The organism is Microbacterium sp. NPDC090014 (genome assembly GCF_044748285.1).
GTDB lineage: Bacteria > Actinomycetota > Actinomycetes > Actinomycetales > Microbacteriaceae > Microbacterium.
Genome location: NZ_JBIVFS010000001.1, coordinates 561,337 through 576,857, shown reverse-complemented (window position 1 = coordinate 576,857; position 15,521 = coordinate 561,337). Strand labels below are relative to the sequence as shown.

The 15,521-nt window shown below is 69.8% G+C and carries 14 protein-coding genes; 6 read left to right on the top strand and 8 right to left on the bottom strand.

Features of this window, described 5'->3' with window-relative positions; genetic code table 11:
- Positions 1-158 precede the first annotated feature (158 nt).
- Together ACIPV5_RS02815 and ACIPV5_RS02810 are read left to right on the top strand one after the other, a co-directional pair.
- Positions 159-1,733: a S8 family peptidase gene (locus tag ACIPV5_RS02815; protein WP_400339547.1), complete on the top strand. Its 1,575-nt coding sequence runs from the start codon at positions 159-161 to the stop codon at positions 1,731-1,733.
- A 61-nt stretch (positions 1,734-1,794) separates the two neighbouring features.
- A complete protein-coding gene (locus ACIPV5_RS02810; protein ID WP_400339545.1) occupies positions 1,795-4,224 on the top strand; it encodes a CHAT domain-containing protein in 2,430 nt (809 codons plus the stop codon).
- A gap of 248 nt (positions 4,225-4,472) precedes the next feature.
- Here ACIPV5_RS02810 and ACIPV5_RS02805 read toward each other — a convergent pair whose 3' ends face one another.
- The 5 genes from ACIPV5_RS02805 to ACIPV5_RS02785 are packed head-to-tail and all read right to left on the bottom strand — an operon-like array spanning position 4,473 to position 8,980.
- Positions 4,473-5,249 (bottom strand): DeoR/GlpR family DNA-binding transcription regulator, encoded by a 777-nt coding sequence (locus tag ACIPV5_RS02805; protein WP_053098352.1) that lies wholly within the window; start codon positions 5,247-5,249, stop codon positions 4,473-4,475.
- Between the two features lie 28 nt (positions 5,250-5,277).
- Positions 5,278-6,132, bottom strand: coding sequence for a ketose-bisphosphate aldolase (locus ACIPV5_RS02800; protein ID WP_400339542.1), 855 nt, complete (start codon positions 6,130-6,132; stop codon positions 5,278-5,280).
- Positions 6,129-7,070, bottom strand: coding sequence for a 1-phosphofructokinase family hexose kinase (locus ACIPV5_RS02795; RefSeq protein ID WP_400339539.1), 942 nt, complete (start codon positions 7,068-7,070; stop codon positions 6,129-6,131). Before ACIPV5_RS02795 ends, ACIPV5_RS02800 begins: the two co-directional genes overlap by 4 nt.
- The gene (locus ACIPV5_RS02790) at positions 7,067-8,059 is read right to left on the bottom strand and encodes an ROK family protein (RefSeq protein WP_320489472.1); all 993 of its coding nucleotides are present in this window, start codon (positions 8,057-8,059) and stop codon (positions 7,067-7,069) included. The genes ACIPV5_RS02795 and ACIPV5_RS02790 overlap by 4 nt, the downstream gene beginning before the upstream one ends.
- A 24-nt stretch (positions 8,060-8,083) precedes the next feature.
- Positions 8,084-8,980 (bottom strand): SIS domain-containing protein, encoded by an 897-nt coding sequence (locus ACIPV5_RS02785; protein WP_400339536.1) that lies wholly within the window; start codon positions 8,978-8,980, stop codon positions 8,084-8,086.
- 288 nt (positions 8,981-9,268) lie between these two features.
- Between ACIPV5_RS02785 and ACIPV5_RS02780 the strand changes: the two genes are divergently transcribed.
- Genes ACIPV5_RS02780 through ACIPV5_RS02770 form a run of 3 tightly spaced genes read left to right on the top strand, consistent with a single transcriptional unit; the run spans position 9,269 to position 12,441 of the window.
- A complete protein-coding gene (locus ACIPV5_RS02780) occupies positions 9,269-10,513 on the top strand; it encodes an extracellular solute-binding protein (RefSeq protein ID WP_056275906.1) in 1,245 nt (414 codons plus the stop codon).
- A 30-nt stretch (positions 10,514-10,543) separates the two neighbouring features.
- Positions 10,544-11,518: a carbohydrate ABC transporter permease gene (locus ACIPV5_RS02775; RefSeq protein WP_053098347.1), complete on the top strand. Its 975-nt coding sequence runs from the start codon at positions 10,544-10,546 to the stop codon at positions 11,516-11,518.
- Between the two features lie 2 nt (positions 11,519-11,520).
- Positions 11,521-12,441 (top strand): carbohydrate ABC transporter permease, encoded by a 921-nt coding sequence (locus ACIPV5_RS02770; protein ID WP_171821966.1) that lies wholly within the window; start codon positions 11,521-11,523, stop codon positions 12,439-12,441.
- Between the two features lie 96 nt (positions 12,442-12,537).
- Here the strand turns inward: ACIPV5_RS02770 and ACIPV5_RS02765 are convergent, their stop codons facing one another.
- Positions 12,538-13,272 carry an SDR family NAD(P)-dependent oxidoreductase gene (locus ACIPV5_RS02765; RefSeq protein WP_053098346.1) on the bottom strand — a complete coding sequence of 245 codons (735 nt, stop codon included), beginning with the start codon at positions 13,270-13,272 and terminating at the stop codon, positions 12,538-12,540.
- Between the two features lie 113 nt (positions 13,273-13,385).
- Between ACIPV5_RS02765 and ACIPV5_RS02760 the strand changes: the two genes are divergently transcribed.
- Complete coding sequence (locus tag ACIPV5_RS02760) at positions 13,386-13,862, top strand: hypothetical protein (protein ID WP_400339531.1); 477 nt, start codon at positions 13,386-13,388, stop codon at positions 13,860-13,862.
- A 43-nt stretch (positions 13,863-13,905) separates the two neighbouring features.
- Here the strand turns inward: ACIPV5_RS02760 and ACIPV5_RS02755 are convergent, their stop codons facing one another.
- Both ACIPV5_RS02755 and ACIPV5_RS02750 read right to left on the bottom strand, forming a co-directional pair.
- Positions 13,906-15,072 (bottom strand): ROK family protein, encoded by a 1,167-nt coding sequence (locus tag ACIPV5_RS02755; RefSeq protein ID WP_400339529.1) that lies wholly within the window; start codon positions 15,070-15,072, stop codon positions 13,906-13,908.
- 138 nt (positions 15,073-15,210) lie between these two features.
- The gene (locus ACIPV5_RS02750) at positions 15,211-15,510 is read right to left on the bottom strand and encodes a chorismate mutase (protein ID WP_053098343.1); all 300 of its coding nucleotides are present in this window, start codon (positions 15,508-15,510) and stop codon (positions 15,211-15,213) included.
- Positions 15,511-15,521 lie beyond the last annotated feature (11 nt).

Genomic DNA, 15,521 nt, shown 5'->3' with positions numbered 1-15,521 from the left:
GGGGCGACCCGTGCACACCACCGCTGGGCGACTCCCGCACCACGCAGGACCTCACTCACCGGAAGCGGGCCGACCCGCACACACCGCGGGGTCCCCCGCACAGGACGCGGGCTCATCCCGCAGAGGACGCGGGTCCGCCCGCGAGGAGAGGATCGACGATGGAGCAGCCCAAGGGGTGGAGCTGGCAGGACCGGGCCGAGGGATCGATCAGACGGGGGACGGCGCTGGACCCGTCGGTCGAACCCGTCGAGGGCGTCAGGGCGTTCCCCACCGCGTATCTGCAGGAGCGGCTGCTGATCACGCAGGATCAGGAGAACGGTCAGGAGGAGTACGACGAGGAGATCCGCGAGCTGCGCGATGCTGCCGGCTCGTTCGGCTGGATGCTCGAGATCGATTCGCCGGATGCTCTGCGCGCGGCTGATCCGCTGGTCCCCGGCGTGCCGGGGTTCCTGCGCGCTCGCCTGACCACTCCCGACGAGCCGACCCGCGGCGAGTCCCCGGTGCCGCCGGACGCCTGGCGCGTGCTGCAGCGCGCGCGGCGCAGCTCCGGCACGTCGATGCCGCGAACCAGCCTCGAGCATGTGCTGTCGATCGACCCCGTCGGACTCAACCCGTTCAGCCGAACGAATCCCTTCAGCCGCACCAACCCGTTCAGCCGCACCAACCCGGTGCGCGGCGCGGGCGGAGGGGCCGGAGGCAGCGACGACTACCTCGAGCCGGGGCGCGGCGCGCGCCAGCCGGTGACCTGGCTCGGACCGGCTCCCCGGCGCACGGCGGCCCCGAAGCGCGGCCGACGTCCGGTGGTGGCGGTGCTCGACACGGGATGCGGTGTGCACGACTGGCTGCCGGACGACATCGTCACCCGCCACATCGAGATCGACGGCGTGCCGATCGGACTCACCGACGACGCAGACCCCGAGGTCTATCCGGATCTCTACGGGCAGCTCGACGGCGAGATCGACGCCGTCGCCGGGCACGGCACGTTCATCGCGGGCATCATCCGTCAGACGGCGCCGGATGCCGACATCCTGTCGATCCGCATGGCCGGCGCACTGGGCGTGATCGACGAGAGCACCTTCCTGACGACCGTCGCGCAGGTCGTCGAGCTGCTGCGGCGACACCGCGAGGACCCGTCGACCGGGCATCCGATCGACGTGCTCAACCTGTCGCTCGGGTACTACCACGAGACCCCGGTCGACGGTCAGTTCAGCCGGACCCTCGACGCGCTGCTCACCGCGGCGCGAGAGCTGGGGTGCGTGGTGGTGTGCTCGGCGGGCAACGACGCGATCGACCGGCCGTCGTTCCCGGCATCGCTGTGGCCGTGGCCCGGTGCCGACAACGGCATCTCCCGTGATCACGCTGCGCCGCATGTGTCGGTCGGGGCTCTCAATCCGTCGGGCCGGTCGGTCGCGCTGTTCTCGAACGTCGGCCCCTGGGTGCAGGTCTACGCCCCCGGCGCCGCCGTCGTGAGCACGTCACCCGCCTTCGTCGGAGGCGAGCAGGCGACGACCAGAGCGGACGTCGACGGACTGCGGCGCGAGACGATCGACCCGGACGACTACCGCGGAGGCTTCTCGATCTGGAGCGGCACGTCGTTCGCGGCTCCGTATGTCGCGGGGCGCATCGCGGCACAGTGGGGCTCCGTGCCGGCACAGGGCGTCACGGCGGATGCTGCGGCCAAGGCCGTCTCCGCCGTGCTCAAAACCCTGCCTTCACCCGTGACGGGAGGGTAGCCGCGCGCGTCGGATCACAGCACACCTTCCCTGAGGCCAGACATACCGGCATTCTGGTGCAATGCCCCTGTCTGCTCTCGAGCTGCATCAGCGCGGCGTCGACGCAGCCAACTCCCGACGGTTCGCCCAGGCGCGGCGTGCGCTGACCGCCGCATCGGCGCGCACGGACGACGCCGATCTGCGTGCCCGCATCGACGGGACCATGGCCTACGTGCTCGCCCAGACGGGCCAGCCGGTGGAAGCCGAGCGACTGTCGCGCGAAGCGCTGTCACGGCCGGGCCTCAGCGACGAGACAGTCGCCCTCGCGAACGGCCAACTCGGCACGTTGCTCATGCACGGCGGACGGCTCGACGACGCCGACCTGTTTCTCACCAGGGCGATAGACGGCCTCGACGAGGGCTCGATCGAGAGCGCCAACTGCCTGATGAGCCGGTCGATCGTCAGTATGCAGAGGCACCGGCTCGACGCCTGCACGGCCGATCTGCAGCGGGCCATCGCGGCCTATGAGGCCCACGGAGCCGAGGAGCCGCTGGCCGAAGCGCGCCACAATCTCGGCTACGCCGCGCTGCTCGGCGGCGACCTCGTCACCGCACTCGGGCTGATGACCCGATCGCGTCCGATCCTCGCCGCGACCAGCGACCTCGCCGCCGCGATCAGCGACCTCGATCGGGCCGAGGTGCTGCGCGATGCCGGCCTCACGACCGAGGCCGAAGAACTGCTCGGCACGGTCGCGGTGCGATTCGGTGCACAGCGGATGCGGCAGGCGCGAGGTGAGGCCGAGTTCCATCTCGCCCGATCGCTGCTGCGGCACGACGCCTCGTCGGCCGAGCGTGCCGCGGCGACCGCATCCCGTCGCTTCGCCGGCCTGGGAAGCGAGAGCTGGGCCGCCCGCGCCGACGCGGTGCGGCTGGAGGCGCAGCTGCGAACCCGACCTCAGAAGCCGCCGGCCGCCGAGGACTTCTCGCGCACGGTGGACGCGCTCACCCGGGGAGGATTCCGCACCGAAGCGGCTGCGGTGTCGCTCACCGCTCGGCTGGCCGACGGAGGTCGCCTGCCCCGACTCACCCCTGACGCCCCGACGCCGCTGCGTCTGCGCGCGCACGAGGTGCGTGCTGTGCGTGCCGCCGCACGGGGCAGGGATGCCGATGCTCGCCGGGCCGCCGCCGAGGGCCTCGACCTGCTCACCACGTGGCAGCAGTCGTTCGGAGCGCTCGACCTGCAGGCGTCGGTGGCCATGCACGGCACCGAGCTGATGTTCGCCGGTCTCGCCGCGGCCGCGCGATCGCGCGATCCCGAGGTGCTGTTCGAGTGGTCCGAGCGTGCCAGGCATCTCAGCCAGCAGGTCGCACCGGTGCGCCCGCCGCACGATGCCGAACTGTCGGCCGACCTCGCCGAGCTGCGGATGCTGCGCGCCGACCTCGCGGGGTCGGACTGGACGACGGATGCCCGGGTGCGCGAGCTGCGGGATCGAGTACGTGACCGCCAGTGGTCGTCGACCGGCGTCGGCGAGAGCCACGAACGCCTGGGTCTCTCCGAGACCCGAGCGCGACTCGACGATGACACAGCGATCCTCGCCTACGTCTTCACGCGCGAGGAGCTGCTGTGCGTCGTCGTGACGACATCCGGCTCGTCGATCGTCGAGCTGGCGCTGCCGCGCATCGAGGCCGCGCTCGACGGACTCCGCGCCGACCTCGACGTGGCGGCTCTGACCCACGGCGGGCCGATGGCGCACGTCGTGGCGCGTTCGCTCGACGACAGACTGCGACGACTCGACGAGGCCCTCCTGGCACCTGCGCGCGCGGCGTCGGGAGGAGCGGCACGTCTGGCCCTGACGGTTCCCGGCATCCTGGGCGGCATCCCGTGGGCGATGCTCCCGGGAATGCGCGGAACTCCGTTCACCATCGCGACGTCGGTGTCTCGCCTGCTCGGCGGCTCCGATCGCCGCCCGCCACAGGCCTCCCGGGCAGGTTTCGCGACCGGCCCCCGCGTCTCGCGCGCCGAAGAGGAGGTGCGCCGGGCCGCCGCAGCGTGGGCAGGAGCCAGCATGCTGACCGGCGACAGCGCGCGGGTCAGTGCCGTCACCGAGCTCGCCGAGCAGGTCGACGTGCTGCACATCGCCGCCCACGGTCGTCATGCGGTCGACAACCCGCTGTTCTCAGGGTTCGAACTCGTCGACGGCACCCTGTTCGGGTACGACGTCGACCTGATCTCGCGCCCGCCCGAGACCGTCGTGCTCTCGGCGTGCGAACTCGGCCGCTCGTCGGTGCGCTGGGGTGAGGAGGCGCTGGGCATGACGCGCGTCTGGCTGCACGCCGGCACCGGCTGCGTCATCGCCGCTCCTGTCGTGGTCGCCGACGACGTCGCCTGCGAGCTGCTCGGGGCCGTGCACTCCGAGCTGGCCACCGGTGCCAGAACCGCGGACGCGCTGGCCGCGGCATCCGAGTCCACAGGCCTCAGCGCGCCTTTCCAGTGCCACGGAAGCGGACTCTGAAACTTTTCTCCAGTCGATGTATCAGAACATCGGTGACCCGCTCCTTATCTCCAGAAGGTGCCAGCGAAGGGCTTCGGAAACGAAGCGCGAGGGAGGCGCAGTCGAACTGGGGAAACCCTCGTGCACTGGGGAGTGTGAGGGGACGACAGGACACCATCTACTCCGGGGATGTCGCGAGAGGGGTCGCGGCATCCCCACCAGGAGTCCGGCACCGCGTTGCTTGTGAGGTCCGAGGACTGATCGGGAGGTCAGGCCGTCATGACCTCGTACCCCGCGTCGCGGAACGCGGCGAGCGCGGCGTCGTCGGAACCGTCGTCGGTCAGGAGAACGGGGAACAGCTCCGGGCCGCCGACGGCCGCGAACGCCACGGTGCCGATCTTGCTGCTGTCGGTGACGACCACGGCTCGGCGGGCGCGCTCGGCCATCATGCGGTTGACGGCTGCCTCGCGTTCGTCCTGCGTGGTGGCGCCGGCCGCGGCATCCATCCCGTTGACCCCGATGAAGGCGATGTCGAGTCGCACTCCGCGCAGCAGCTGCTCGACGAACGGACCCACCAGCTCGTAGCTGCGCGAGTGGATCACCCCGCCGGTCACGACGACCTTGATGTCGGGTCTGGTGGCGAGCTGGGCGGCGATGTTCACGGCGTTGGTGACGACCGTGATGCCCGGGCCTGCGGCGAGATCGTCGCGAGCGGCGAGCGCTGCGGCGATGGCGGTGGTCGTGGTTCCGCCCGAGAGCCCGACGACCATGCCCGGCGCCACGAGGGCGGCGGCGGCCTGGGCGATGCTCTCCTTCTGCTGCGAGCGCTGGTGGCTCTTGTAGCGGATCGGCAGCTCGTAGGCGACCGAGTGGGCGACCGCCCCGCCGTGGGTGCGCGTGAGCAGACGCTGCTCGGCGAGCGAGTCGAGATCACGGCGCGTCGTGGCGGCCGAGGCTCCGAAGCGCTCGACGAGCTCGTCGACGTTCACCTCGCCGTCCGCGGCCAGCAGGTCGAGGATCGCGTTCAGTCGGGCGGCGCGCTTCATGTCACCATCCTGCCCGGCATCGCGTGACTCACCCCGCCACCTCGGTGGACTCGAGGGCGAACAGGCGCAGCATCCGCGCCGCCTCCCCGGCGAGCGCATCGCGCGCAGGGGTGAGGTACTTGCGCGAGTCGACGAGCTTCGCATCGGCGTCGAGGGTCGAGCGGATCGCCCGTGTGAAGAATCCGTTGAGGTGCGTCGAGACGTTGATCTTCGTCATGCCGGCCCTCACGGCGTCGGCGATCACGGCGTCGGCTACCCCGGATGATCCGTGCAGCACCAGCGGCACGTCGAGTGCGTCCCTCAGCCGCGCGATCAGCTCGAGGTCGAGGGATGCCGTGCGGTCCGTCATGGCGTGCGACGACCCCACGGCGACGGCGAGCGCGTCGACGCCGGTCGCTGCGACGAACGCGCGGGCCTCGTCGGGGTCGGTGCGCACGCCCGGTGCGTGGGCGCCGTCCTTGCCGCCGACCTCGCCCAGCTCGCCCTCGACGTAGACGCCTGCCGCGTGCGCCCGCTCGGCGACGGCAGCGGTCAGCGCCACGTTCTCGTCGTACGGCAGCGCACCGCCGTCGAACATGACCGAGCCGAAGCCCAGCGCGATGGCCTCGTCGACGAGCTCGGGGCGCTCGGCGTGATCCAGGTGCACCGCGACCGGGGTCTGCGCGCGCCGCGCGACGGCGAGCGTCGCCAGAGCGATCGGCTCGAGGCCGCCGTGGTAGTCGGCGCAGTTCTGCGAGATCTGCAGGATCACCGGCAGTCCGGCGTCGGCAGAGGCGCGTACGAGCCCCTCGGCGGTCTCGAGGTGGATCACGTTGAAGGCGCCGATGCCGGCGCCGCGGGCTGCGGCATCCGTCACGAGCTCTCGGGCGGAGACCAGGGTCACAGGGGGTCCTCTCGAAGGGCGGAGTTGTAGGGGGTGACGACGAGGCGCTGCTCGAGCGCCTGCCAGTCGTCGGAGATCTCGCCGGCGAGCGGCATGAGCACAGCGGCGGCCGACCACGCGGTGGCGCGTCGCAGAATCGTTGCGGGATCCCGGATGCCGTCGGCGTAGAGCACGGCGCACGCGGCCACTCCCGCGTCGCCCGCACCGGTCGGGTTGCCGGCCAGCGGGGCATCGAGGCGCGCATGCAGCACGTCGGAGGCCGTGACGGCGAGCATGCCCTCGGCGCCGAGCGACAGCAGCACGAGGTCGACGCCGCGCTCGATCAGCGAACGCGCGCCGTCGACCGGGTCGGTGATGCCGGTAGCCTCGACGAGCTCGGCCGCGTTGGGCTTGAGGACGGATGCTCCGGCATCCGCCGCGTGCAGCAGAGCGGGCCCCGACGTGTCGACGATCACCGGTACACCGGCATCCCGGGCCGTGCCGATCAGCAGGGGCAGCAGCGTCTGCGGCGCCCCGGGCGGCAGGCTGCCCGAGATCACGAGCACGCGCGCGCCGGGAAGCGCATCGACGACCTCGCCCAGCATCGCAGCCCACTCGGGGTCGGAGGGGTTCACGCCCCGCTCGTTCACGATCGTCGTGTCGCCGAGGGTCTCGTCGACCAGCGCGATGCTCTGCCGCGTGGCTCCGACCACGGTGACCAGGCGATGGGGCACGCCGCTGGCCCCGAGCTCTGCGGCGAGCTCGACACCGCTGCGACCGCCGGCCGTCGACACGGCGAGCACCGAGGCGCCCTGCGCGTGGGCGACCCGGGCGACGTTCAAGCCTTTGCCGCCGGCACGCACCGCACCGGCATCCGCTCGGTGGGTCTCGCCGAGGGTCAGTCGCTCGACGTGCCAGGTGAGGTCGAGCGCGGGGTTCGGGGTGACGGTGAGGATCATGCCAGCTCCCTCGCGCGCAGCGCCGCGCCCAGGATGCCGGCATTGCCCGACAGCTCCGCCGGCACGAGCTCAGGAAGGCGATGGAAGCTCAGACGCTCCGCCAGTCGTGCCCGCAGCTCGTCGAAGAGCGCTCCCCCGGCGCGGGAGAGTCCACCACCGATCACGATCGCCTCGGGGGCGATGACGGCGGTGAGCTGCGCGAGGGACAGGGCGAGGGCGTCGAGCGCCGAGTTCCAGATCTCGGAGGCGACGCGGTCGCCGGCCGCCGCGCGGGCGATCACGTCCTTCGCGCCGTCAGGGCTGATTCCGGTCGCCTCGCGATAGCGGCGAGCGATGGCGCCGGCAGACGCGACGACCTCGAGGCACCCGCGCGCACCGCACGCGCACACCGGTCCGTCGGCGATCGGCGAGTGGCCGATCTCGCCCGCGTAACCGCCGGCGGTGTACGGCTCGCCGCCCACCAACAGGGCGCCCGCGATGCCCGTGCCGATGACCAGCACGACGGAGTTCGAGTAGGCGCGGGCGCCGCCGAGGCGGTGCTCGGCCCAGCTCGCCGCCCGCACGTCGTGATCGAACGCGACGGGCAGACCGAGCTTCTCCGACGCGAGGTCGCGCAGCGGCGAGTTCCGCCAGCCGAGATTGCTCGCGAAGACGCCGAGGCCGGCCTCCGCGTCGACGATCCCCGGCACCACGAGTCCTGCCGCCTGCGGCACGACACCTGGGTGGTCGGCCCGCAGTTCAGCGGCGAGCACGCCCAGGCGCTCGATCAGCACCTCCGTGCGGTCGCCCTCGGCGACGGGGGTCGGCGTGCGGCGGAGGCCGAGAGCCGTGCCGTCGGCATCGAACAGCGCCGACTTGATGTCGGTGCCGCCCACGTCGAACGCCAGCACCGGCGCGCCGTGACCGAGCGGGCGCGCGGCGGCGAGCCGCTCGCCCGACGCGTCGCTCACGACATCGGCGATGCTCGCGGCATCCTCAGTGCTGGTCATCGATCGCTCCGCTGGTGGGTCGGGTCATGCATCCAGGATGACGGATCGCGTGAGGTTGCGCGGCTGGTCGGGGTCGAGCCCGCGGGTGACGGCCCTGTCGAGGGCGACGCGGTGCAGGCGCACGAGGTCGGCGAGCGGGTCGACCGGATGCTGCACGAAGCGGGCTCCGGTGGCCTCGACCTGCGCGGCCAGGCCTTCGGGCGCCTCGCCGAACTGCCAGGTGACGCGGCCGGGGGCGGCGATCGCGATCGGACCGTGGCGGTACTCCATCGACGGGTACGACTCGGTCCACGACTGCGACGACTCGCGCATCTTCAGCGCGGCCTCGTGCGCGAGGCCGACCGTCCACCCACGGCCGAGGAACGAGTACTGCTCGGCGTCGCGGAGCTCGTCGTCGTAGTCCGCCGTGAGCACGGCGGCCGCATCGGCGATCGCGCCGGTGAGGTCTTCACCGAGCGAGGCACGGAAGAGTGCCAGGGCCGTGGTCGCGAAGCGGGTCTGCACGACCGACTTCTCATCGGCGAAGGGCAGCAGCACGGCGTCGTCGACGAGCGAGACGAGCGGCGATGTCTCGTCGCCGATCACGCCGATCGTGGGCACGCGGCCCTTGATGCGCTCGACCAGCTCGAGCACCTCGGTCGTCGTGCCCGAGCGCGTCAGTGCGACGACCGCGTCGTAGCCGCGGTCGACGAACGACTCGGATGCGGCGAACGCATCGGTCTCGCCCTGGCCCGCGGTCTCGCGGAGGAACGCGTAGGACTGCGCCATGAACCACGAGGTTCCGCAGCCGACGACGGCGATGCGGGCTCCGGATGCCGGGAGCAGCGCCTGCGCGTCGCGGAGATCCGCCGCGCGGGCCCAGGTCTCGGGCTGCGAATTCAGTTCTTCGCGCATGTGTGCGCCGGGCAGAAGTTCGGTCATGTCGGGCCCTCCGGACCAGATGTTGCAACTTTGTGATTGTTTAGCGGCTTATTCGATCATAGTATGTCGACATTAGGAATCGTTGCAAGGTTCCTCTTGATTTGTTTATTCTCCTGACAAATAATCGAACAAGTTCCACCGCCCCTCCGGAGATCCGGTCCATGGAGGGTTCCTCGAGCCGACCCGGCTTGAACCGATCGTCCCGCCACCGGGGGAGGCGATCACACGCACCGTCGCGTGCTGTGCTTGCGACTGTGCACCACCTACACAGTGAGGAATGCAATACACATGAAGAAGTCACTGCGATTCGGTGCTGTCGCTCTTGCGGCCACCGCCACGCTCACGCTCGCTTCGTGCGGGTTCGGCGGCTCGACAGGAGGCGGCGGAGACGCCGAGGGCGAGACGACGCTCAACCTTCTGGTCCCCAGCTACTCCGACGCCACCAAGGGCCTGTGGGAAGACGTGATCGAGGGTTTCGAGAAGGAGAACCCTGACATCACGGTCGACCTCGAGGTGCAGTCGTGGGACAACCTCGAGAAGGTCGTCTCCACCAAGATCCAGGCCGGCGAGGCTCCCGACATCTACAACGGCGGTCCGTTCGCCGGATTCGTCGGCGACGAACTGCTCTACCCGGTCGAAGACGTCGTCTCGGAGGAGACCTACTCCGACTTCCAGGACGCGTTCCTCGCGAACGCCGAGGTCGACGGCACGGCCTACGCCCTGCCGCTGATCGCATCGGCCCGTGCGCTGTTCGTCAACAACGCGCTGCTCGAGCAGGCCGGCGTCGAGGCTCCGACGACCTGGGACGAGCTGCTCGACGCTGCGACCAAGGTGTCGGCACTCGGTGGCGGCGTGGCCGGCTACGGCATGCCCCTCGGCTCCGAAGAGGCTCAGGCCGAAGCGGCCGTGTGGCTGTGGGGCGGCGGCGGATCGTTCGGCGACGCGTCCGAGATCACGATCGACACCCCCGAGAACCTCGAAGGCGCCGAGCAGATCAAGAAGATGATCGACGCCGGTGCGACGCAGGCCGACCCCGGCTCGACGCAGCGTTCGCCCCTGATGGACATCTTCATCCAGGGCAAGATCGGCATGCAGGTCGGCCTGCCGCCGACGGTCGGCCAGATCGAAGAGGGCAACCCCGAGCTCGACTACTCGATCGTCCCGATCCCGACGAAGGACGGTTCGCCCTTCACCCTCGGCGTCATGGACCAGCTGATGGCCTTCCAGAACGACGGCGACAAGCAGGAGGCGATCACCGCCTTCTTCGACTACTACTACTCGGCAGACGTGTACGTGCCGTGGGTGCAGGCAGAGGGCTTCCTGCCCGTCACCAAGTCCGGTGCCGAGCAGCTCGCCGGTGAGGAGGCGCTCGCGCCGTTCCTCGAGGTCCTGCCCGACGCGCAGTTCTACCCGTCGACGAACGAGAAGTGGTCGGCCACCGACGGCGCCTTCAAGTCGCTGTTCGGCCAGCTGCAGTCGAAGCCGGCCCAGGACGTCCTGGCCGAGATCCAGGCACAGGTCGACGCGGGCTGAGCCCCGCAGACGGAGAGGTTCGGGTATCCCATGAGCCAGACGAAAGAATCCTCGAACCTCGCGGGGGCGGCCACCGGCCGCCCCCGCACCCCGGGCCGCCGATCGGGCGCCGCCCGCGGCAAGCCGGGAGGGAAGGACCTGCTCCAGGCGCTGCCCTGGATCGCGCCCGCCCTGCTCCTCATCATCGGCGTGGTCCTGTTCCCCGCCGGGGTGATGTTCTTCAACTCCACCCGTGACATCTCGCTCTCGGGCCTCGACAAGGGCTCGGTCGGCTTCGACAACTTCGTGACCGTGTTCACGTTCGCCGAGTTCTGGCCGATCATGTTCCGCACGATCATCTGGGTCGTCGCGGTGGTGACCTTCACCGTGATGATCTCGCTCGGGCTCGCGCAGATCCTCAACAAGGCCTTCCCCGGTCGCCAGATCGTCCGCATGGCCGTGATCGTGCCCTGGGCGGCATCCGTCGTGATGACGACGATGGTCTTCTACTACAGCCTCGAGCCGTACTTCGGCGTCTTCAACAAGTTCCTCTACGACATCGGGCTCGCAGACGACGCGGTCGGCTACGGCTGGACCAAGAACCCGGCCACCGCCTTCGCCTGGTCGATCGTGATCGCGATCTTCGTCTCGCTGCCGTTCACGACCTACACGATCCTCGCGGGCCTCCAGACGGTTCCGGCCGACACCCTCGAAGCCGCGAAGATGGACGGCGCCGGCGCGACCCGCACCTACTGGACGGTCGTCGTGCCCCAGCTGCGCAGCGCCCTCGCCGTCGCGATCCTCATCAACATCATCAACGTCTTCAACTCGCTGCCGATCCTCAAGGTGATGACCGGGTCGATCCCCGGATACGGCGCCGACACGATCATGACGATGATCTTCAAGTACATCGAGCTGCAGAAGAAAGTCGACGTCGCGAGCGCACTCTCGGTCGTCGCCTTCCTCATCGTGATCGTGATCGTCGCGATCTACGTCAAGGCCGTCAAGCCCATGAAGGAGGTCTGATCATGACCCTGACCGAGACCGCCCTCGTCACCACCGCGGGCGATGACGCCGCCCCTCGCATCCCCGGACGCAAGCGCCGCTACACCGAGGACCAGGTCACGCTTCCCCGCGTCATCCTGCGCATGGCAGCCGGCATCCTGGTGCTCGCGATCTTCGTGCTGCCGTACCTGATCATGTTCTTCGGCTCCGTGAAGACGAAGTCGCAGATCCGCTCGGTCGACCCGACGTACCTGCCGATCGAGTGGCACTGGGAGAACTACATCTCGATGTGGTCGACCCCCGAGACGCCGCTGCCCTACAACCTCATCTCGACGATCATCATCGCCGTGTTCGCGACGCTGCTCGTGCTGCTGGTCTCGCTGCCCGCGGCCTACTACACCGCCCGCTTCAAGTTCCCCGGGCGCATGGTCTTCCTGTTCCTGGTGATCGTGACGCAGATGCTGCAGCCGGCCGTGCTCACCTCGGGCCTGTTCCGCCAGTTCACGGTGCTCGGACTCAGCGACACGTGGGCAGCGATGATCTTCATCAACGCCGCGTTCAACCTGTCGTTCGCGGTGTGGATCATGCACTCGTTCTTCGCGGGCATCCCGAAGGAGATCGACGAGGCCGCCCAGATCGACGGCGCGGGGCGCTTCACCGTGCTGTTCAAGATCAACCTGCCGCTCGTCTGGCCGGGCATCGTGACGGCCATCGTCTTCACGTTCGTCGCCTGCTGGAACGAGTTCGCCGCATCGCTCGTCATCCTCTCGACCGACAAGAACCAGCCGCTCTCGGTCGCATTGACCAAGTTCGTCGGTCAGTACGAGACGAGCTGGCAGTACGTGTTCGGCGTCTCGATCGTCGCGATCCTGCCCGTCGTCATCCTGTTCATGCTCATCGAGAAGCGCCTCGTCGGCGGCCTGACCGCCGGCAGCGTCAAGTAGACCTCGGGCCCGTCGCGGGGCGTCCGGTTCGCAGTTCGTGCCGCCGGGCGCACCCGCGAGCGGCACGAACTGCGACGGGAACCTCGACTCTGACGCCTACCGCGCAGGCAGCTCGACCCCGGTCGCGTCAGCGAGGGCCGCGAGGAGCCGCTCCTGGAAGGATGTGTCGTCGACGGCCGGGTGGGGTGTGCGCCGCTCGCCGTGGTGCCAGTATCCGCCGGTGACGTCGAGACGCGGCTCGGTCGCGAGGCGCTCCTGCGTCTCATGCCCGAGATCGAAGTCGTCGGGGGCGCCGGCACCGCCCATCTTCGTCGGCACCCATCCAGGATCCACCGAGTCGGCCGCGACGCGAGGCGCCCACCGTCGGGCGACCGCCGCCGACAGAGCCGTGACGAACAGCTTGCTGTCGGAGTAGCTGGCCGTCGTCCGCGAGCCGTCCCAGTCGAGCTCTGTGAGATCGGTCGAGCCGCCGCGATGCATCCCGCTGCTGAGGTAGACGTGACGTGTGGGCGTGCGCAGCAGCGCGGTGAGCAGGTAGGGACTGACCACGTTGACGGGCAGGATGCCGGACCCCGAGATGACACCGGCGTTGTGGATGACCGCGTCGACCTCCGCTCCCCCGTTCAGCTCGTCGGCGACATCCCTGACGGCGCGGCGATCCGTGAGGTCGGCGATGACGAGATCGGCACCGCGATCCGTCAGCGATGACACGGCGGCTGCTCGATCCGCGCTGCGCGCATGGACGATCACCCGATGGCCCTGGTCGAGAAGTGCGGCGGCCGTCGCGCGGCCGAGACCGTCCGTGGAGCCCGTGACGAGGATGCGTGTCATGACCCCATCCTCTCGCGATGCTCAGCATCCTCTCCACCGACAGGAACCGACCGCTCCCGGTACTCTGGCACGGTCGACTCCGCCATCCGGCGCGGTGAGACGGGGGGGATCACATGACCTGGCAGGATGCGGGGCGCGTCGAGAGGCGGCCGACGGAAGACGCTCACCCCGGGTGGGGGTGGGGCGTGGTGCTGGTGCCCGTGGCCGTCGGACTCGCGGCTCTCGGGCTGTTCTTCATCCGTGAGCTCGACCCCGGGATGGGCACCGTGATCGGCGTCGCGCTCATCGCCTGGGCCGTGTCTCTCGCGATGCCGTTCTTCGTCATCGCCTGGTATGCCGTGCAGGCTGCGTGGAAGGCATCACGCGAAGAGCGCGGGCAGACGTTCGCCGCACCGTCGCACGCGCTGCGGCGCATCGGGTTCGGCATGCGCTGGAGCTTCCGCGCACGCGGCACGCTCTTCAATCCCGCGTCGTACGTCGGACCCGACCTGCCGATGCTCGTCGTGGGCAAGGTGGTGCACATCCTCGCGATCGTCGTCCTGGTGATCGCCGGGCTCGTCGCCGCTCTCGTCGGGATCGCCTCGCGCTGAGCGGGATCCCGCACCCTCCGATGCGTCGTTGCCGATCCGCGAATCAGGATGCCGGAACGGATGCCGCGCGCAGCTGCGCGGGACTCCAGCGGACCCCGAGCGCGCTCGACAGCGCCACCTGTGCGACCCCCGTCGAGATCGACGCGTCGGCATCCGCGAAACGCACCGGAACGTTCGCGGTGCCCGTCGCCGTGTAGTCGATCTCCGCCTGCACGAGGCCGAGGAACGGGTCTCCGAGCGCGCGCGCCGGCCCCCCGATCACGACCTCGGCCGCGTCGAGCACTGCGGCGATGAGCTTGATGGTGCGCGCGAGTGCGCGTGCGCCCTCAGCCAGCTTCTCTTCATCGGCAGACGCGGCCAGCGCGGTGATCGCCTCGTCATCCATGGCGTCATCGAAGTCGTCGCCCAGCATCGCCGTCATCGACGACGCCGATTCCAGGCATCCCTGGCGTCCGCAGCGACACACGCGCGCATCCTCGCCGAACTGCACCTGGACGTGACCGATCTCGCCCGCGCGGTCTCGTGGGCCCGGTGCGAGCTCGCCGTCGAGAGTCACCGCCGCACCGATCCCGGTGCCGATGTGGATGAACAGCCGGTATCCGGACGACTCATCCTCTCGGGCCGCTTCGGCGATCGCTTCGGCATCGACGTCGTTCACGAGAAGGACGGGAACCGAGAGCAGGCGCTCGAAGCGCTCGGCGAGCGGCACGTCGGTCCATCCGAGCTGCACGCTCTCGAACACGCGGCGGCCGTCTGTCGTTCCGGGAAGCTGCACGCCCGCGACGAGCAGCCGTCCGGCGTACTCGGCGGCGATCTCCGTCAGCGCAGCGTCGAGCATTCGCACCCGTGATTCATCGGAGAACGCGACTCGCCGCGTCTCGACCTCGGTGCCGTCGAGCGCGACCAGAGCGATGCGCGCATCGGTCGGTCGGATCACGAGCACCAGGATGACGTGATGCTCGGCCTCGATGCTCAGCGTGGTCGCGCGTTTGCCGCCCGTGCTGGCGGCCTGCTCGCCGTCGACGACCAGCCGCAGTTCGATGAGCTCGGCGACCAGCGACGAGGCCGTCGCCGCGGTCAGGCCGGTGGCTCGGGCGATCCCCGCCCGGGTCTCGGAGCCCGGGTTGCGGAAGACCAGCTGCAGCGCACGGCGCAGGTTCGCGCGGCGGACCGAGGCCTGGGTGTCGAGTGCGTCATCGCCGTTCAGCATGGTGCCGGTCCCGGTGCAGGAATCAGTTGACAGACCTGGTGGTTCTGCGTACCCTCGGTCATAGTTTATTCAATAAACTTAGTTCGGTCCCCGGGCGAGTGAGTGCTGCACACACTGTCACTCGCTCGGAAGGCCGGATCATCGTCCTTCGGCGGCTTCGGTGTGATGGCGGATCACTTCGGCCACGACGAAGTTGAACCACTTCTCGGCGAACTCCGGATCGAGATGCGCCTGCTCGGCGAGTGCCTTGAGCCGCGCGACCTGCTGTTCCTCGCGACCCGGATCGGATGCCGGCATCTCGTGCTCGGCTTTGAGCTGACCGACCTGCTGCGTGGCGCGGAAGCGCTCGGCGAGCATGAAGATGAGTGCGGCGTCGATGTTGTCGATGCTCGAACGCAGTCGGAGGAGTTCAGCTCGGGGGTCTTCGGCGGCGGTCATGCCCCCTACTC